This is a genomic window from Paenibacillus sp. FSL R5-0701, from assembly GCF_037973995.1.
In the GTDB taxonomy this organism is placed as follows: domain Bacteria; phylum Bacillota; class Bacilli; order Paenibacillales; family Paenibacillaceae; genus Paenibacillus.
Genome location: NZ_CP150230.1, coordinates 1,045,986 through 1,064,798, shown reverse-complemented (window position 1 = coordinate 1,064,798; position 18,813 = coordinate 1,045,986). Strand labels below are relative to the sequence as shown.

Genomic DNA, 18,813 nt, shown 5'->3' with positions numbered 1-18,813 from the left:
GGGATAGCTTCAACATGCAGCCGTTGCTAAAGCAATCGCTTCAGCTACCGATTTCTCAAAGATCGCAAGGATTGCACCCGATTCTTGTTCCGTAATATTCAGCGGCGGCAGAAAACGAACAACAGCTGAATGACGCCCGCCCAGTTCTACAATTAATCCATTCTTGAAACATTCACGCTGAATAGACTCAGCCAGCGCACCATTAGGCAGATAATGACCCAGACGATCCTTGCGTCCCATTGGATCAACCACCTCAACGCCAATCATCAGTCCTCTACCTCGCACATCACCAATCTCTGCATACCGCTCTTTCATTGCATTCAGTTGATTCATGAACTGCTCACTGCGTAGATGCACGTTGTGTAAAACATCCTGTTCCCGAATATAACGAAGTGTCGCAAGTCCCGCTGCCATGGCTAGTTGATTGCCACGGAACGTGCCTGTGTGTGCACCAGGTTGCCATTGATCCAACTCTTCCTTATAGATGACGACAGACATGGGCAGACTTCCGCCAACTGCTTTGGAGCAGATGATTACATCAGGTACAATCCCGGCATGTTCGAACGAAAACATTCGCCCTGTCCGTCCGATGCCTGTCTGCACTTCGTCGATGATAAGCGGAATGCTTCGCTCTGCCGTGATTCGGCGCAGCTCCCTAAGCCATTCAATATCTGCCGGAATGGCTCCACCTTCACCCTGTACCGTCTCCACAATGACCCCACACGGTGCGGCAATACCGCTCTCGCAATCATCGAGCAGGTTCTCGATATACTGTGCGCTCAACCGGGCCGTCATGCCTTCACCAACACCAAATGGGCAGCGGTATTCATAAGGAAACGGCAGGAAATGAACATCCGGTAGCAGGCTTTGCAGATGTTGTTTCTTGCTCAGGTTGCCACTCATCGACATTGTCGCTTGGGTTGAACCGTGATAACCTCCCTGAAAGGCAAGAATAGACTTGCCACCTGTCGCATGTTTGACCAGCTTAATGGCTGCTTCTACTGCATCCGCTCCGGTTGGACCACAGAACTGGATTTTGGCTTTATCTCGCATCTCTGCCGGAAGAATGGAGAACAGTTCTTGCATATATGCAAGCTTCAGCGGTGTTGCCAAATCCAGTGTATGAAGCGGAATCTGCTGATCCAGGACATCACGAATGGCATTGACCACCGTGTCATGGTTATGTCCCAATGCCAATGTTCCTGCACCAGCCAAGCAATCGTAGAATACGCGGCCTTCCGTATCGGTAATCTTCACCCCATGGGCCTTGTTAATGACAAGTGGGAAATGTCTGGGGTACGATCTTGCATTGGACTCCTTCTCATTTTGCATCTTCAGATATTCCGTCTGCACCTCTACTGACATAGCCCTCTAACGCTCCTTATAATCGATTCAGGCTGAACCTGCTGCCTGTGTTTCTCGTTCTGCATCTTTTATCCGTTGTTATCAGCTATATTCCTTTATGCTCAAGTTGCTCCTGACACAGGTATTCCAGGTATAACCGAACCACATCACGAGTTGTTCCACCATGGGGAAAGACGTGGTGTGTCATATCTGGCAAGGCGTTCACTTCCAGGATGCCTCCCTGATCTCTGGAGATCGGCGTGCGGATATCACGACAACGAACATCGACTCCTGCTACATCGATCTGAAGAGTCTTTGCCGCCTGAATGATCATTTGGGCATTATCGGGATGAATGATCTCGGTACAATCCTTGTAGAATTCACTGATTTTTCCGGCGGCAGAATTGCGGAGATCGTATAGCTCGATTTCTTTTCCCGCGGCAGGAACTTCATCCAGTGTTGTCCCTTGTGCATGTAATACCTCCAGCAGTCGTTCCGCTGCTGCATTAACCTCGGGGAACGCTTCATACTCGCCAATGTGCGTCATCTCGATTCGATCCTGATTCAACTGCTCTATCAATGCCCGAACGGTTGAAGTTCCGTCTCCCTCGACATAGACAGGCCGATACTGGTTCACAGCCGCCACTTCACCGTTAATGATCAGCACTCTGTAATCGATTCCGGTTACATATTGCTGCAACATGATGCTGCTGCCGTGGACACTCGCAAGATGAATGGCTGCCTTCAGTTCATCTTCGGTACGCACATCCAGAGTCACGCCCATGCTGCTGCTCGCATCCAGCGGTTTCACCACAATGGAGCGGTATCTATTCAGAAAAGCTGCTGCATTGCTCCCCATCTCTGGGATCACGATAAACGATGGTACAGGCATCCCCTGCTCATGCAGCAACATATTGCATGCCTGCTTGTTCTTCGCGAGCAGTCCAGCGATTAACGGCAGACGATGAGATCTGGTTTTGTTAATGATGATCTGCTTGTCCCCTACAGACAGCTTCAGAAAATCTTCGCATCCCTCAAGAAGTGGCTCACAGGTGATGCCCATTTCTCTCGCTTTGCTTATAATGAGTCGGTTTTGCAGATTATGAATCCCTTTCGGAAACACTGAAAATCCTCCTCGATCGAATGAAAGTACTCGCTCCTATATAAGTTGAATAACTGCTTTTACACGAAACCACTGCGCGGTCAGAACCATCTTCCGATCGCTGTTATCCCCAGATTTTTTGAATCCCTTATACAAAGGGGAAATCCGGTGATAAAGGCGAAGCTTATGCTTACGAAGCAGCTTTCTTGCAGAAAGCTTGTAGCTCCGCTTCTTCAGATCTCTTCTGCCCCCTCCGTTAACGTGTGAAATTTGAATTAAACTTATATTGCTCATACTCTCATCAATTTTTATTGTAATATGATATTGATAATGATTATCAATATCATATAAAATCTATTTTATGGCAATTCAAGTTATATTGTCAATAATAAACTTTTAAGGAAAAATAAGATTTAATTTTATGTGAGTTTAAGTCGCCTTATGTGGTTTAGGATCGAATAACAGGCACAACAAACCAGGCAAGCCTGGGACATGGTTTTACCAAAGGCTTGCCTAATTTGTCATCTGCATGATCATACAATGGAGTTGATGTGGAGTTTTGAATAACTGTTGAACGAATCAAGAGCGGACTTTTTGATCCTCAAGCCAGCTGAGTGTAACGCTGTTCCCCATTCAGCTTCCTCCCTCTTCCATGCGGGATGCAGGTTGGTGTACCGAACAACGGATCAACTGCAATCTCACACTCCATCTGGAAGACTTTACGGACCATGTCCTGTGTAACGATATCCTCTGGTTTACCTTCCGCGTAGATCGACTTGTTGTGAACAGCCACAATGTGATGCGCATAACGACATGCCAGATTCAGATCATGAAGTACCATGACAATCGTGCGTCCTTCCCGTTCGTTCAACTCAAATAGCAGATCAAGGATATCAATCTGATGTGTCATATCCAGATAGGTTGTAGGTTCATCCAGCAGTAGCGTTTCGGTGCCCTGCGCAAGTGTCATTGCAATCCAGGCACGCTGACGCTGTCCACCGGACAGTGCATCCACAGGCCGATCCGCGAGTTCAGTCAGATGTGTGGATTCCAGTGCCAGCTTGACCATGCGCTCATCCTCTCGTGACCATTGCTTCAGCCATGTTTGATGTGGATAACGTCCTTGCTTAACCAGTTGGTTCACCGTCAGGCCCTCCGGAGCGGTCGGACCCTGTGGCAGGATGGACATGCGTCTTGAAATTTCCTTGGTCGGCAGCTTTGCAATCTCTTCACCATCCAGCAGCACCGAACCGGAGCTGGATTTCAGCAACCGGGCCATCGTACGCAGCAGCGTAGATTTACCACAGCCGTTGCTGCCAATCAGGACGGTAATCTGTCCCTTGGGAATGGTCAGGTTCAAATTTTCAATAATGGGATCTGCTCCATAGGAGATCGTAAGCTCCTTGGCTTCCAGAATACTCACAGCTCGCTCCTCCTCAAAACTGATTTCGATTCTTGAACAACAAATACAGGAAAAATGGTGCGCCTACGCCTGCAGTGAATACCCCTGCGGGAACATCTAACGGTAGAAAAGCTGTGCGGGCAATCAGATCTGCCGCAAATACAAGCAGAGCACCCACCAGTCCAGACACAATCAGCATACTGCCAAACATCCGTCCAACCAGCTTCCGTGCAATATGTGGAGCGATCAGGCCAACAAACCCAATGGTTCCGGCTACTGCAACGGCAATTCCCGCCAGCAATACACTACATAACAACAACGCCGAACGATGCCGTTGAACGGTAACACCCAATCCCGTAGCCAGATCATCTCCGAACTCCTGTGCATTCAGGCTGCGGGCGAACCAGATCGCCAGCGGTACAACGATCACGATAACCGGTAAAATCGTTTGGACATCGGTCCACGATGCTCCGTATACACTTCCTGTCAGCCAGATATAGGCTTGACCTGCCGTGTAGAACGGACTCAGGATCAGCATAAAGGTCGTCCCGGCCCCGGTAATGGCCGATACTCCAATCCCGATCAGCACCAGACGGATCGGACTGACTCCCTTTTTCCAGGCAAGCACGTAGATAATCAAAGCCGTCACAATTGCGCCAGCGATGGCGAACAATGGCAACAACTTGATACTTACCGCTCCACCCAGCAACGTAACAAAACCTACAGCTGCAACGGCCGCGCCGCCTGTGATGCCGATGACATCCGGTGAGGCCAGCGGATTACGGATAATGCCTTGCAGAAGTGCGCCTGACATACCAAGGGCTGCTCCTACGAGCAGAGATAATAACACCCGTGGCAGTCTTAAGGTCAGCACGACGAAGTCATGCTCCCCTTCATTCAGACCGAATATCGTTCGAAGCACATCCAGCGGAGAGATAAAGTCACTGCCCACACTGGTACCAACAACCCCTGCCACCAGGAACAGGAGTATACATATGCCGATGACAACCAAAGATTTTCGTTCCATTTGCACCGAGATGGTGTCTTTTTTGTTGCGGAAAGTTAACAGCTTCCTCATATCTTCGTCACCCCCTTGCGGGCAATGTACACGAAGAAGGGTCCGCCAATCAGTGCAGTCATGACACCAAGTGGAACTTCCTGCGGCATAATCACCAGCCTTGCAACCACATCCGCAGACAACAGCAGAATCGCTCCCCCTACAATAGAGTATGGAACGAGCCAGCGGTAATCATTGCCCACCAGTGCACGCATGATATGCGGGACAACCAGACCAACGAGACCGATTGAACCGGCTACGGCAACCGAACCACCCGCCAGCAATACCGTAACAATTCCCATGAGCACCTTAACCAGAATTACATTCTGTCCCATGCCTTTGGCGATATCATCACCGGTCAAGAGCAGATTGATGGCTTTGCCCATGAACAGAGAGACAATGGCTGCGGCTGTCATGTACGGCAGAACAGGATATAACATATCCAACGTCCGACCACTTACTGATCCGGCAAGCCAGAACAATACATCCTGCAATCCGGTTCCATCCAGCACCAGAATGGCCTGTGTGAACGAGGCAAACAATGCTGAGATAGCCGTACCCGCCAGTACAATTTTGATCGGTGTCAGGCCATCACGACCGAGGGAACCTAGCCCATATACAATCGCCGCGGCAACCGCAGCTCCAGCAAAACCAAACCACATCATGGTGGTGAGCGAAGATACGGACAATACCACGATGGCAATGACAATAAAAAAGATTGCACCCGCATTGATCCCGAACACACTTGGTGATGCCAGCGGGTTACGTGTCAATGCCTGCATCAGTCCGCCTGCCACAGCCAAACTTGCTCCCACAACAGCAGCAATAACCGTACGTGGCAATCGTTCCGTCAGCAGAACCACATGTTGCACAGAACTCTCGTCATAGAATTGCAGTGCTTCCCATGCCATCTGAAACGTGATATGCGTACGTCCCAGAATCATACTGGCTAGGCAAGCTAGTAGAAGTAATATGCATAAACCAACCAGTCCATAGATCTTGGAGCTTGCCTTTGTAAAAAGGGGAAACATATTCTCACTCTTTCATCTGTAAAATGACAAAAGACCTGCCTGCCCATACACTTCGTTAACGAATGTCCTGGTGCATGGCAGGTCCTGCTCCTGTTAGTTAGTTCAGGTTGAACTGCTTATATAGATCGTCCAGCATCATGTTGGCCGATGTGTATCCACCTGCCATGTTCCAGGCCACTTCATCGACCTGAACCAATTGGTTGTTTTTGACTGCATCAAGGTTTTTCCACAGTGGACTGCTGGTCCAATCATCATAATTTTTCTGAATGGCATCGGTTTCTGTACCTGAGTTGAAGTTAAAGATCATGTCTGCATTCATATCCGGAATGTTTTCTTTGGAAGTCAATTCAACTCCCCATGTGTCTGCGTCATGTCCCGCAGGTCTCGTGAACCCAAGTTCTTTCAGAATCTTACCTGCGTATCCCATGTAGAAAATACGAACCTGATCGGCTCTAAAGTTCGTGATGGTTGCTTCAATCGGCAGACGATCCCCCATTTTCTCTTTAAAATCAGCTACACGGCCATCCCAATCAGACAACAATTTATCCGATTGCTCAACCATATTCATCGCTTCCCCAACAGTTTTCACCGTTTCTTTCCAGTCAAAAAGCGTCTCCGTCACTACCGTTGGTGCGATCTGCGACAGTTGCTCATAGATTTCTTCATGTCTGATCTTCGTAGCAATAATCAAGTCGGGTTTCAATTTGTTGATCTCTTCCAGATTGGGCTGCGATTCCTGTCCTACTTGTGGAACTCCGTCCAGATCTTCTCTCAGATATTCATATACCGGCTGCTGAACCCATGATTCCACCACGCCTGTCGGTTTCACGCCAAGTGCAACAACGACATCATTTGCACCCTGGAACAGTGTCACGATCTTTTGCGGGGTTCCCTTGATTGTGGTTTCGCCCATGGCATGTTTGATCACTCGGGTCTGATCTTCAGTCGCACTGGCGGTTGTATCACTTTCTTTATTGCTCTCATTGCTGCTTGCAGCTTGGCTGGACGTATTCGTTGTCTCGGCACTTCCACCCGAAGCACAACCAGCAAGTAGTGAAATCATCAGAATAAGCGCTGCATAAATGTATAGCTTTTTCTTTACTTTATACATGAAATCCGTCTCCCCTTTTTTATCTAAATGATATTGAATCTCATTATCAATTGTATTGTAATGGAGATGAAATCATTATACAAGCATTTTATTTGGAAAAACTTCTCACTCCCTGTCGAACTCTATAACTTCATAAAACAACATTAAATAAAGATATATGAACCCAACCAATACAATATATATGAATACAATACGCCTCCACATAAACCATATATGTAATTTTTTCTCTATAACTTAACATGCACATTTCTCTTCTTACTTGTAGCTTCATCTAATACATGTCCTTTTGGATAGTGAATCATTATTCATTCATATACGTTTAACTGATGAATCAACTGTAAAACAATTCCTGTAATTTCTTGTCGTACTATGTTAGATTATCCATTGGAATAAAATCACATCTATAGATAGGGGAATTTTTAACGTGAAAAAATCTTGGATTTTATCATTTATTATGAGTTTTGTATTGCTCGGCGGGGTGTTCGCACCTGCAGGGTCCTATGCCGCTGCTGCAGATGACTCAACCACTACATATTCGGAAGACGAATACTATGAAGAAGTTGACACGTCAGAACAAGAACCGATTCCTACAGTCGAAGAAGAAGATTTCCTCAACTATCTGGATGCATTGACTGATCCTGCCGTATACGAGAAGAAAGCGTTGAATGCAGTGGGTGGTAGCACGTACATCACATCTTCCAATCGCAAATCCTTCTATCTGAAACTGAACAATACAGCTATCCCTAACTACACCAAGTATGTCTCCATGCTGAAACAGATCAAACCGGAGAACGCTGAACTAAAAAAAATCCATGCCAAACTGATCAAAGGCAGCTATGCTCAGCTTGAAGGATATCAATTGTTCAAAAAGTCTGTTGCCAAAACGAAAGTAAACAGCAAGCTGCTTAAACAAGGTAATGACAAGATTGCATTAGGAATCAAAAGCATTCAACAATACCATGCTGAAATCAGAGCCTATGGCGAAAAACTCGGCTACCAAATGTAAAACAGCCACACATGTATAACGTCAGACTGCACTATTCTGGCGTTCACGTGTGAATGGAATCATCGTTTTATCCTTTTTAAGAATTTTTGAAATTTAAGGAAAAAAAGTGTTTTCTTTTGCTGAGTTAGTTCGTATAATAGCACTATAATCAAAAGGCTATGCTGCCGAAAGGTACAACCTCGTGAACAATTGAGGTTGTGCCTTTTTTGCGTTTAATGGCCGCTTTTATCTGAATTTCATCATCTGACGAGGAGTGATTTACATGATTCTTGAAGCCATCTACCACCGCCCCAAACTCAATTGGTCTTATGCTTATGACCGCTCGACTATGCACCTCCGACTTCGGTCCAAACGTGGGGATCTGGATGCGGTGATTGCCATTACCGGTGACAAATATGCCTGGGATCGGACGATCACACATATCCCTATGCACATCTTTGCCCGGGATGAAATGTTCGATTATTGGGAAGCCGAGACTTCACCTCCCTATCGCAGATTGCGGTATGGATTCCAACTGATTCAGGGAGAGGAATCGGTCTGGATGACAGAACGCGGATTCGAGCAGGCGCTGCCTGATCATCCACTTGAATTCTTTGATTTTCCATTTATGAATCCAGTCGACATTTTTGAACCGCCTGCCTGGGTTAAGGACGCTGTGTTTTATCAGATTTTCCCTGAACGTTATGCCAATGGCGATCCATCCATCAGCCCCAAAAATGCAGAACCCTGGGGAGGAGAACCTACACCGGTGAACTTCTTCGGCGGTGATCTCCAAGGTGTGCTGGACCATCTGGATCATATAAGTCAGCTTGGCATCAATGCCATCTACTTCTGTCCGCTGTTCGAGGCCACGACGAATCACAAATACAATACAGGCGATTACATGAAAGTTGATCCTCACTTCGGAACCAATGAACAGTTCAAGGCGTTCGTGGACGCCTGTCATCAGCGCGGCATACGTGTCGTTCTGGATGCGGTATTCAATCATTCCGGCAGAGAGTTCCCTCCTTTTGTCGATGTCATGAAGAATGGAGCCACTTCTCCCTACGCAGACTGGTTCTATATCAAAGACTGGCCGCCACGTGTGGAGGATGGCATACCGACTTATGACACTTTTGCCTTTGAACCGCTTATGCCGAAGCTAAATACAGAACACCCTGAGGTGAAGGCATATCTGCTGGAGGTAGGACGTTTCTGGATTGAAGAGATGGACATTGACGGCTGGAGGCTCGATGTAGCCAACGAGGTGGATCATCAGTTCTGGCGCGAATTCCGTCAGACGGTAAAAGCCATCAAACCTGACGCCTATTTGCTTGGTGAGATCTGGCATGATTCGCTCATGTGGCTTCAGGGAGACCAGTTCGATGCCGTGATGAATTATCCGTTTACCAATTCGGTATTGGACTATACGGTGCATGGCAAGCTCGATGGACTTGGATTTGCCAATGAGATTGGCAAACTGCTTGCAGCCTATTCACAGCCTGTAACGGAAGCCGCCTTCAATCTGCTCGGAAGTCATGATACACCCAGACTGCTGTCCTTGTGTGATGGAGATGAGCGCAAGATGAAACTTGCCGTTACGTTACTACTTACGTATCCAGGTGTGCCATGTATCTATTATGGAGACGAAGTGGGACTTGATGGAGGATATGATCCGGGTTGCCGCAAGTGTATGGAGTGGGATGAGACCAAGCAGAATCGCGAACTTCTGGAATTCTTCACCCGTACGATTGCCCTTCGCAAACAGCACCCTGCCCTGCGCAGCACGGAACTGAAGATTGTATATGCAAAAGCCGGAGACCCTTGTCTTGCTATTGAACGATTGGATTCGCATACGGGAGAGCGCATGCTTCTTGTGCTGAATGCGGGTGATGAGACGTGTACCCTTGAACTCCCTTTGGCAGATCGTAACGTCTGGCGAAATCTGTTCACATCAAACACCGTGGAAGCTCGGCAAAATAAACTGACCCTCGATCTGGAAGCATACGGATTCTCCTTACTGCAAATGGAGGCCAAACAACCCGCGAAAGCCTGATATGAATACGGCTAACAAGGGAAAATAACTTCAAAGAGGCTGTCCCCTAGGTCATATTGACGACCGGGGAACAGCCTCTCCTGCATCTTATACGTCTTGTGCATCTTATACGTCATATTCTAACGAACCCAGCACACGTTATTCGCTTCATTATACACGGACTAAATGCCTAACGAATCAGAGAGACCTTATTGCGTTCAATAAGTCGATTTTCGCAAGAAGAAGCCGTATTTTTGACGCAATAACGTTACTGAGATTCGTTAGGTTTTACTTTTCTTGATTATCCCCCCAATACGATGTTTGAGGTTCGTTAGCGATACCGATTCAAGCAAGGTGAACCTCTTCGAAGCAGCGACCTATTTCCCAGCCGAGGCGAAGGGTGTCGAAGTCATCGGTTTTCGTATTTTCTTCATTCTTGAACTTACGAGAGCTTCCTGTGTAATTACGATTTTCTGCGGAATCTTGTATGAAGGCAGCTTGTCCCGACAATATTCCCAGATGGATCGCCGCAGATCGGTGAGAGTACATTCTGTAGCCAGCCGGATCGTCACCTTCACCCTCTGACCGGTGATACCGCTGTGATCGCCCGAAACTACGGCCGCTTCAATACATTCCATCTCTTCCAGAACACCCTCGACCTCGGCAGGATACACTTTCCGTCCCCCTACGTTAATGATCTCGGAACGACGGCCCAGAATACGAATGTATCCCTCTTCCAGCACAGCTTCATCACCTGTTCGCAGCCACCCATCCTCTGTAAAGGGCGATGGTGCATTCAGATATCCAATCATCGCTGTTGCTGTATGAATCTGCAATTCTCCTTCCACTACCCGGTACTTGACTCCCTCGTCTTGAATGGAAAACAGCAACGAGCCTGGCTCTTTGGAGCGGGTTGGCAGAATGCCCAGTTCAGACATGCCATAGGCTTGTATCGTCCTTAGTTGTGGAAATCTCCGGTTCCAAGCTGCCAGTACGGATTCTGGCATCACTTCCGATCCGTATGACACAACTTCAAGACTGGATAGATCATACCCCTCATCATTTCTACCCAGCAGCAACAGATTCATGAATGTTGGAGAGACCGGAAGAGCCTGCACACGAAACTTCTCAATCGTTCGGCACACTTCTTCGGGAGATCGATCCGCAATGATACACAGACAGCCCCCACTGGACAGGGATTGCAGCATGGTATTTACACCACCGATATGATCAAACATCATGAATGGAATCGTTCGCAAAGGCCGAACTTGCCGCCGAAAACCATGTAACAGCCGATCTGCACGATGCACAGTCGCTTTACTCACTCCGGTTGATCCGGATGAAAAGAGTACCAATCCCCCTACGCCATCCTGTGCCAGCGAGGATAACAATACAGGAACCTCTCCAGATAATTCACACGTTTGCCGAATGCACAACTGGCCATCCTCAATGCCCAAACGCCACTTCACCTGTGCCAGCTGGATATATTCCTGTCGTTTGGCTTCAACCAGGTACCGATCCATGGGAAGCACGATACACCCTTGTCCGAGCAAAGCAACCAATGCTGCCGCTGCATAGGGGGAATAGTCTTCCTCCAGCGTTACAAGTTGCCCAGTCAGCCCTTCTGCTGTAATCCACTTACTCATGATGCCAACCTGTTCCAGCAGCCACCGATAGCTGTACTCCTGATCTTTCCAGATCAGTGCAGGATGCTGTCCCTGTTCCGCGAATCGTTCAAGTAAGAATTGGTTCATCATCTTGCATCCTCCTCACGGTCAGGTGCCCATTGCTGTGCGAGATAATCAACAAGTGAACCTACAGTCTGATATGGGCTTTCCGGCATGGAAGCAGCAGCCATCTCCGCCAGTGCGGCTCCCATCCCCGTCCCCCATCGATCTTCGATTCCCTGCTCTACCACTGCAAGTAATGACACGAGTTCCAGCGAATCCAGTTGCCCACTTCGTCCATACAGTGGAGCGTTACCACCCTCACCAAGTGGAATCGATGTATTATGGTACGCGTTTAACTCCCGACAACTATCCAATACGATACGGAGCAAATCCTCCCTGTGTTCTTGTCCAATCATCGACACAGTCTGGCGTGGGAAGCAATCTGCCTGAGGTATGGACTGTCGAAGTGACTCATACCAGTGCCATTCATCGGTGACCAACATTTTAATTACACCTGTTAGCTGTACTTTCCACTGCTCACGCTGTTTTATTCGACTGACCTGAAGCATATTGTAGGCCTTCTCCCAACGTACGATAATTTCGCTGAATTCTCTCGCATATTGATCAAGTGGAGAACCGAGCCATAAGGCCGACTCCTGAAGAAGATCTCGAAGAAAATATCGACTCCATCGCATATCAAACAGCAGACCGGATATCAGCATTTCATTGTCCTGCTCCCCTTCACTCACCACATGCAGTGCATGTAACAGTTGCAGCGATACCGCATGTCCAAAATAATAATTGCGCTCTCCTTGTGTAATCGTCCGGCCTGTCAGAAATTCTTCAATCTGCGTTGTTAACGCCTGGATCAACATGTCTCGGTAACCGTCAGAGTCCAGCTTCACAGTCGCCCGAATGTCCATGGTGCCATACGTTCGGAGTTCTTCTTTGCGTTTGGCCTGCGCAAGCTCGGGTATGCTTTGGTTACCTTTCCAGAAGTCATGAAAGGCCCTTTGAGCAACCTTCCCCTTATACTTGGAGGGCACGGGATCGTAGACGTGAACATGCTCATCTTCCATACCATATACAGCAATCCAATGGTCTACCAGATGCAGTCGCGAGCCTTGCTTCACGTGTTTGCGAATGTACTCGGGATTCTGATAATCCTCACAATAAGGCAGGTGATAACTGGTTCCTGTAGCCAGAAAAAGCTCACCTTCGCCGATATACTGCCGGATCAGCGTCTTCCCCTCTTCTAAGCTTCCCAGCTCCCGCTGACCATACATCTCCCAGATCGGTTCTACATAATCCAGCTTGTGAAAATAAGGCTTCACCAGTCCCTTATCCCCACAGGAAGGAAGGCTGTACAACCGACTTGCCGCCAGCAGTGCAAGACTTGTGATGGATCCTTGTCGATGGATCACTTCATGAATCAGAGGAAAATTGCAGGGATAATAATAGGGAATGTCCAGCACCGGAGCGAATGAGTGAATGATCATTTTTGGCCTCCTGTTCCCATTTTGGCAGACGCACTGCCCCATGACTGGATTTGGTAATCCACAGACATATCATCTGTTGCTCGAAATACCCGATTGGCAATAGGTTTGCCATCCACATCGGTCTCGAAACGACGGAAACCGCGAGTAAATCGGAAGGAGAAACCACTATCTCGCGGGACTCGGTAACTACCTTCATATCGACCTTTACCAGAACGAACAAGCTTCATGCCCATACCACCATATATCGTTTCCTCCAAGTCTTCGTCGGGAGCTACCTCTGCACGAACGCAGACCTCCACATGAGTGGACAATTCTGGAATGACAGAGTAGATGCGTGTAGCAGACAGTTCCCCCACAGTCAGCGTGATGAATGCACTTCCAATACCGACCGGAATTAACTCTCCACTCGTATTCACCTGAAGTATATTCGGGTCACTCGAAGTATAATTCCCATGCAGCAGACTCTGAACCAACCCACTCTCGTAGTGAATCTGTGCATTGATACACACGGTCATTCCACCCTGTAGTCCGATGACATCCCTTCCAAGCAGTTTGAGCGAAGAGGGCTTACCCACGTGGCCGAACATGTATATTAACGGGAGATGAACGCGTGCTCCCCAGTCACCTTCCTGATGACAGGCACCCTGCTGTTCCAGAAATGCCAATTCCTCACCCGATCTGACTCCCCGTTCAAGCAATTGATGAGCCACCCTTCTGATCTGGGAAGGCAGAAACAAACCTTCCGTATCTCCAATATCCATCCACATTCGAACGGCAGGTACTTCCTCTGGCAGACGGTACATGTTTTCTTCCAACAGTCCGTTATCCGACGTTTCGTCCAGCTGCACATCCACATAGAATGGTGACATCATGATCAGTTTTCCGAAAACATCCGGATTTCGCATCCCCATGTGCAATGTACAAAGCGCCGCGGCAGATGAACCCAACAGTCCGGTATTCGACTTGTCCGGCAGCGTACGGTAACGATGATCAATGAGCGGTTTGAGCTCATGAATGATGAAATGTTCATAGGCAATGCCTGAGCAACCCACGCTCACGGCCTCTCTCTCAGGAGCGATGAAGTGGTAGAATTCGTTGTGCGTGACTGGACGGACATGTGCAATACCAACAATAATCAGTGATTCAATCTGCCCGGAGGCAATCAGACCATCCGCTGCCTGATCCATATTCCACGTTTCATTGCCTGGCCCAGATGGACCAAAAGCCCGCTGCCCTGCATGAACGTACAGCACAGGATACTGCCGGTCTGTCTGCTCATGGTAACCTGGCGGGAGATACACATAGATGTTGCGAATATTGCCGAGCTGCGAGGCCTGAACACTTTCCAAACATTCGATGACAGAATGGGTACTCAACTGATCATCAACCGCCTTTCTTCTCCCGATTCGACTGCATCATAGACAAACAAATAACCCCGCCTCAGTAGAGACGGGGTTGTCCCAGAACATGTGAATGTCCCTGGAATACATAGCCCTTATATTGTGAATCTGCGAATAGTTTAAATCCCCGGACATGCTTTTGTAAACATAAAAATAGAAAATAAATGCTCTCAAAAAAGTTATTGACATAAGATCCAATATTTCTTACGATAGCGTTGTGATCATAACTCGAGGGCCATGCTTTTAAACCAGAGCGGTTTAGGACAACCCCGGTAACTCCCGAAGGAGATGCCGGGGTTGTTGGCGTGTCAAAAGGAGGGAAGTCTTCAATCCATTGCGTAACATCCTGTTGTATTGAAAGCGCTGTTATTCAAGAGCCAGGTTGGTTGTTTATCTAAACTACTACATTCACGAGAAGGGTGGATTACTATGTTTCAAATGGCCAAACGCGTACTCCTCAGCACAACACTGACACTCAGTTTACTTGCAGGAGGCGCACTTCCCTATCTGCCTGCTTCCGCGATCTATGCCGATGCGGATACCGCGGTTACCAACAAGCAGAACTTTAGTACAGACGTCATCTATCAGATCTTTACGGACCGCTTCCTGGACGGCAATCCTTCCAACAATCCTACCGGAGCTGCCTACGATGCCACTTGTAGTAACCTGAAGCTGTATTGTGGCGGCGACTGGCAGGGTTTGATTAACAAAATCAACGATAACTATTTTAGCGATCTGGGCGTAACGGCATTGTGGATCTCCCAACCGGTTGAAAATATCTTCGCTACCATCAACTACGGCGGCGTGATTAACACAGCGTATCATGGCTACTGGGCACGTGATTTCAAGAAGACCAATCCGTATTTCGGAACAATGGCTGACTTTCAAAATCTGATTACGACTGCTCATGCCAAAGGCATCAAGATCGTAATTGACTTTGCACCAAACCACACGTCTCCTGCCATGGAAACCGATACGTCCTTTGCTGAGAATGGCAAGTTATATGATAACGGTAATCTTGTTGGCGGATACACGAATGATACGAATGGATATTTCCATCACAACGGCGGCTCCGACTTTTCCTCCCTGGAGAATGGAATCTACAAAAACCTCTACGACCTCGCTGACCTGAATCACAACAACAATACCATTGACCAATATTTCAAAGATGCAATCAAGCTCTGGCTTGATATGGGCGTGGACGGCATTCGTGTAGATGCGGTGAAACATATGCCTCTCGGCTGGCAAAAGAGTTGGATGTCCTCCATCTATGCACATAAACCTGTATTCACCTTTGGTGAATGGTTCCTGGGATCTGCTGCATCCGATGCGGATAACACAGAATTTGCCAACGAATCCGGGATGAGCCTGCTTGATTTCCGCTTTAACTCTGCCGTACGTGATGTCTTCCGGGATAACACTTCCAATATGTATGCTCTGGATTCGATGATTACAGGCACAGCGGCAGATTACAATCAGGTGAATGATCAAGTTACGTTCATCGACAACCATGATATGGATCGGTTCAAAACAAGTGCCGTGAACAATCGTCGTCTGGAACAAGCGCTGGCCTTCACGCTGACTTCACGCGGCGTACCTGCCATCTATTATGGTACCGAGCAGTATCTGACGGGTAACGGGGACCCTGATAATCGGGCCAAAATGCCTACCTTCTCCAAAACAACCACTGCCTTCAACGTGATCAGCAAGCTGGCCCCTCTGCGCAAATCCAATCCAGCAATCGCCTATGGCTCCACTCAGCAGCGCTGGATCAATAATGATGTGTACGTCTATGAGCGCAAATTTGGCAAAAGTGTAGCTGTTGTTGCGGTGAACCGTAATCTCTCCACACCAGCAAGCATTGCGAATCTAAGCACTTCACTGCCAACAGGCAACTACACCGATGTATTGGGCGGTGCACTGAACGGTAATAACATCACTTCCACCAATGGCAACGTCTCTTCCTTCACACTGGCAGCTGGTGCAACAGCGGTATGGCAATATACAACGAGCGAGACAACACCAACGATCGGACATGTAGGTCCGGTGATGGGCAAACCGGGTAATGTCGTTACGATTAGCGGACGCGGATTCGGTTCCACCAAAGGCACGGTATACTTCGGTACATCAGCCGTTACCGGTGCAGCCATTACATCCTGGGAAGATACACAGATTAAAGTTACGATCCCAGCTGTTGCCGCAGGCAATTATGCTGTAAAAGTAGCTGCGAATGGCGTCAACAGCAATGCGTATAACAACTTCACCATCCTTACGGGTGATCAGGTCACTGTACGATTTGTCATTAACAATGCTTCCACCACACTGGGTCAGAACATCTATCTGGCAGGTAACGTGGCAGAACTGGGCAACTGGAGTACGGGTACAACAGCTATTGGCCCTGCTTTCAATCAGGTTATCCACGCCTACCCAACTTGGTACTATGATGTGAGCGTGCCTGCCGGGAAACAACTGGAGTTCAAATTCTTCAAGAAAAATGGTGCAACCATTACGTGGGAAGGTGGTTCCAACCACACGTTCACCACACCAACCAGCGGTACAGCGACTGTAAATGTAAACTGGCAATAGGATATTCAGTCCACAAGGTAACCCGGAGTTACGCTAACGCAGCGTATGCTCCGGGTTTTGCTGTACCTAGCGAGCTTGCTTAGATTGCTTCTATCCTCTCTCTGTTGAATGTGTACATGTGGGTTCAATTCATATCATTTTGATGTATCTTAGAATGTTATTGATAGGTTCGAATCGACTTCAATGTTGTAGCAGCCAGAATACCTGTCGCCAGCAGTAATATGCCCACGCCTTGCAGCACAGAAGCTGCGCCCCATTGATCTGCCAATACGGAGACTACCGTTAATCCCAGAATAGGCGCTGTACTGGTGATTGTTCCAACCACGCCATAGACCCTTCCTTGCAGCTCGTCCGGAACGGCTGTCCTCAGCATAATCTGGGTGAGCATCGTACAGCAGGCGAACATCGCACCTCCGCCCACGATGAACGGTAACGCCATGATTGGTGAGGATACATTCGCCAAAAAAATATAAAGCGGCCCTAATACAATCAGACCGATAAATACCCATCTCCCTCTTTGCTTCAATCGTTTTCCCGAAGCAATCAACAGCGCAGAGCCAATCATGTATCCCAGCGGAATACAGGTCTCAATTAATCCAAACTGTACCGGATTTGCCTCCCATACCTTAACCGCCATCACTTGAACCAGCATCATCGCAGACATGAAAAACAAAATCAGCACGGGATTGAGCAATACGATGGATCGAATCAGACGATTCCGATAGATGTAGCCAAACGAACTGCGCCACTCCTGAGCAAACGTGGTCTGTTGACTAACGGATCGCTGCACCTCTGGAAAGCGGCCCGCCATCACTACACATACTGCAGACAACAGGAAGGTTGCCCCTGTAATTAATATGGCAACGAATCCGCCAAATGCAGCAACAGCCACTCCCGCTGCGGCTAGTCCACTGATCCGGGCAAGATTATCTACCATATGAATGGTTCCGGTTGCTTGTTGAATATGCTCCCTGCCTACCATACTTGCTACAGAGGCGTGGAATGCAGGTGCCTGAAAAAGACTTGAAAACATGGATAGTGAAAGCAACAGCAGCACCACCGGGAACGGCGCATGCCAACCGAACAAGCTAATCGCAATCATTATAGCCATTACGCCCCGAAATACATCCGAGGCCAGCATCAGCTTCCTGCGATCCAATCGGTCTGCAACCGTACCCGCCACCGATCCAAACAGAAAACTGACGGCCATATTGCAGATCTGTACGGCTGCCATGCTCTTTGCACTCCCCGTGGTCTGTAACACCCACAGGCTGATCGCAATCCCATTGAAGCAATCCCCGAAGACCGAGATCCCGTAGCCGTACAATATCCTCCGAAAGGTAACATTACGCCAAAGTGTTGCTGGAGCTATAGTATTATGCAATGCAGCTTGTCCATCTTGGTATCCGATAATCTCGGGCTCACTGGACGGGTTCATGCCCATATATCACGTTCCTCCCTAATCATCATTCGAGCCCATGCAGAATCAGGCACTTCCGCTGCAGTGCCAGTCGATAAAGACATGACATCACGGAAGTGCCTGGTTAAAGTGCCGCAGGGATCGCGGCTGACTATGCTGTTATGGCACGGT

At 48.1% G+C, this 18,813-nt stretch carries 13 protein-coding genes; 3 read left to right on the top strand and 10 right to left on the bottom strand.

Translation table 11 applies throughout. From position 1 onward, the window contains the following. Positions 1-9: 9 nt before the first annotated feature. The 6 genes from MKZ13_RS04815 to MKZ13_RS04790 form a co-directional block, all read right to left on the bottom strand. Complete coding sequence (locus MKZ13_RS04815; RefSeq protein ID WP_339182260.1) at positions 10-1,365, bottom strand: diaminobutyrate--2-oxoglutarate transaminase; 1,356 nt, start codon at positions 1,363-1,365, stop codon at positions 10-12. Positions 1,366-1,450: 85 nt separating this feature from the next. Next, positions 1,451-2,467: a hypothetical protein gene (locus tag MKZ13_RS04810; protein ID WP_339182258.1), complete on the bottom strand. Its 1,017-nt coding sequence runs from the start codon at positions 2,465-2,467 to the stop codon at positions 1,451-1,453. A gap of 580 nt (positions 2,468-3,047) precedes the next feature. Continuing rightward, positions 3,048-3,869, bottom strand: a complete 822-nt coding sequence (locus MKZ13_RS04805) for an ABC transporter ATP-binding protein (RefSeq protein WP_100526515.1) — start codon at positions 3,867-3,869, stop codon at positions 3,048-3,050. Between the two features lie 13 nt (positions 3,870-3,882). Next, on the bottom strand, positions 3,883-4,926 hold the full coding sequence (locus MKZ13_RS04800) for an iron ABC transporter permease (protein ID WP_339182256.1): 1,044 nt from the start codon (positions 4,924-4,926) through the stop codon (positions 3,883-3,885). Continuing rightward, positions 4,923-5,936, bottom strand: coding sequence for an iron ABC transporter permease (locus MKZ13_RS04795; RefSeq protein ID WP_339182254.1), 1,014 nt, complete (start codon positions 5,934-5,936; stop codon positions 4,923-4,925). Before MKZ13_RS04795 ends, MKZ13_RS04800 begins: the two co-directional genes overlap by 4 nt. Before the next feature lie 97 nt (positions 5,937-6,033). After that, positions 6,034-7,047: an iron-siderophore ABC transporter substrate-binding protein gene (locus tag MKZ13_RS04790; protein ID WP_339182252.1), complete on the bottom strand. Its 1,014-nt coding sequence runs from the start codon at positions 7,045-7,047 to the stop codon at positions 6,034-6,036. A gap of 454 nt (positions 7,048-7,501) precedes the next feature. Between MKZ13_RS04790 and MKZ13_RS04785 the strand changes: the two genes are divergently transcribed. Then, positions 7,502-8,053 (top strand): hypothetical protein, encoded by a 552-nt coding sequence (locus MKZ13_RS04785; RefSeq protein ID WP_339182250.1) that lies wholly within the window; start codon positions 7,502-7,504, stop codon positions 8,051-8,053. A 262-nt stretch (positions 8,054-8,315) separates the two neighbouring features. Beyond that, complete coding sequence (locus MKZ13_RS04780; protein WP_339182247.1) at positions 8,316-10,088, top strand: alpha-glycosidase; 1,773 nt, start codon at positions 8,316-8,318, stop codon at positions 10,086-10,088. Positions 10,089-10,444: 356 nt separating this feature from the next. On the opposite strand, the gene MKZ13_RS04775 is transcribed toward MKZ13_RS04780, so the two are convergent. The 3 genes from MKZ13_RS04775 to MKZ13_RS04765 are packed head-to-tail and all read right to left on the bottom strand — an operon-like array spanning position 10,445 to position 14,612. Continuing rightward, positions 10,445-11,824, bottom strand: coding sequence for a fatty acid--CoA ligase family protein (locus tag MKZ13_RS04775; RefSeq protein ID WP_339182244.1), 1,380 nt, complete (start codon positions 11,822-11,824; stop codon positions 10,445-10,447). Continuing rightward, on the bottom strand, positions 11,821-13,236 hold the full coding sequence (locus tag MKZ13_RS04770) for a hypothetical protein (protein ID WP_339182242.1): 1,416 nt from the start codon (positions 13,234-13,236) through the stop codon (positions 11,821-11,823). Before MKZ13_RS04770 ends, MKZ13_RS04775 begins: the two co-directional genes overlap by 4 nt. Continuing rightward, the gene (locus MKZ13_RS04765) at positions 13,233-14,612 is read right to left on the bottom strand and encodes an alpha/beta hydrolase-fold protein (protein ID WP_339182240.1); all 1,380 of its coding nucleotides are present in this window, start codon (positions 14,610-14,612) and stop codon (positions 13,233-13,235) included. The genes MKZ13_RS04770 and MKZ13_RS04765 overlap by 4 nt, the downstream gene beginning before the upstream one ends. 453 nt (positions 14,613-15,065) lie before the next feature. Here MKZ13_RS04765 and MKZ13_RS04760 point away from each other — a divergent pair, with 453 nt between their 5' ends. Further along, positions 15,066-17,222 (top strand): alpha-amylase family glycosyl hydrolase, encoded by a 2,157-nt coding sequence (locus tag MKZ13_RS04760; RefSeq protein WP_339182237.1) that lies wholly within the window; start codon positions 15,066-15,068, stop codon positions 17,220-17,222. A 157-nt stretch (positions 17,223-17,379) separates the two neighbouring features. Here the strand turns inward: MKZ13_RS04760 and MKZ13_RS04755 are convergent, their stop codons facing one another. Beyond that, entirely contained in the window at positions 17,380-18,666 is a 1,287-nt protein-coding gene (locus MKZ13_RS04755; protein ID WP_221818864.1) for an MFS transporter, read from the bottom strand. Positions 18,667-18,813: the final 147 nt, after the last annotated feature.

Excerpts from the sequence above, each read along its gene's own strand:
- MKZ13_RS04795 (WP_339182254.1), bottom strand. The coding sequence starts at position 5,936 with ATGTTTCCCCTTTTTACAAAGGCAAGCTCCAAGATCTATGGACTGGTT.
- MKZ13_RS04755 (WP_221818864.1), bottom strand. The coding sequence starts at position 18,666 with ATGGGCATGAACCCGTCCAGTGAGCCCGAGATTATCGGATACCAAGAT.
- MKZ13_RS04770 (WP_339182242.1), bottom strand. The coding sequence starts at position 13,236 with ATGATCATTCACTCATTCGCTCCGGTGCTGGACATTCCCTATTATTAT.
- MKZ13_RS04785 (WP_339182250.1), top strand. The coding sequence starts at position 7,502 with ATGAGTTTTGTATTGCTCGGCGGGGTGTTCGCACCTGCAGGGTCCTAT.
- MKZ13_RS04815 (WP_339182260.1), bottom strand. The coding sequence starts at position 1,365 with ATGTCAGTAGAGGTGCAGACGGAATATCTGAAGATGCAAAATGAGAAG.
- MKZ13_RS04800 (WP_339182256.1), bottom strand. The coding sequence starts at position 4,926 with ATGAGGAAGCTGTTAACTTTCCGCAACAAAAAAGACACCATCTCGGTG.
- MKZ13_RS04790 (WP_339182252.1), bottom strand. The coding sequence starts at position 7,047 with ATGTATAAAGTAAAGAAAAAGCTATACATTTATGCAGCGCTTATTCTG.
- MKZ13_RS04780 (WP_339182247.1), top strand. The coding sequence starts at position 8,316 with ATGATTCTTGAAGCCATCTACCACCGCCCCAAACTCAATTGGTCTTAT.
- MKZ13_RS04760 (WP_339182237.1), top strand. The coding sequence starts at position 15,066 with ATGTTTCAAATGGCCAAACGCGTACTCCTCAGCACAACACTGACACTC.
- MKZ13_RS04775 (WP_339182244.1), bottom strand. The coding sequence starts at position 11,824 with ATGATGAACCAATTCTTACTTGAACGATTCGCGGAACAGGGACAGCAT.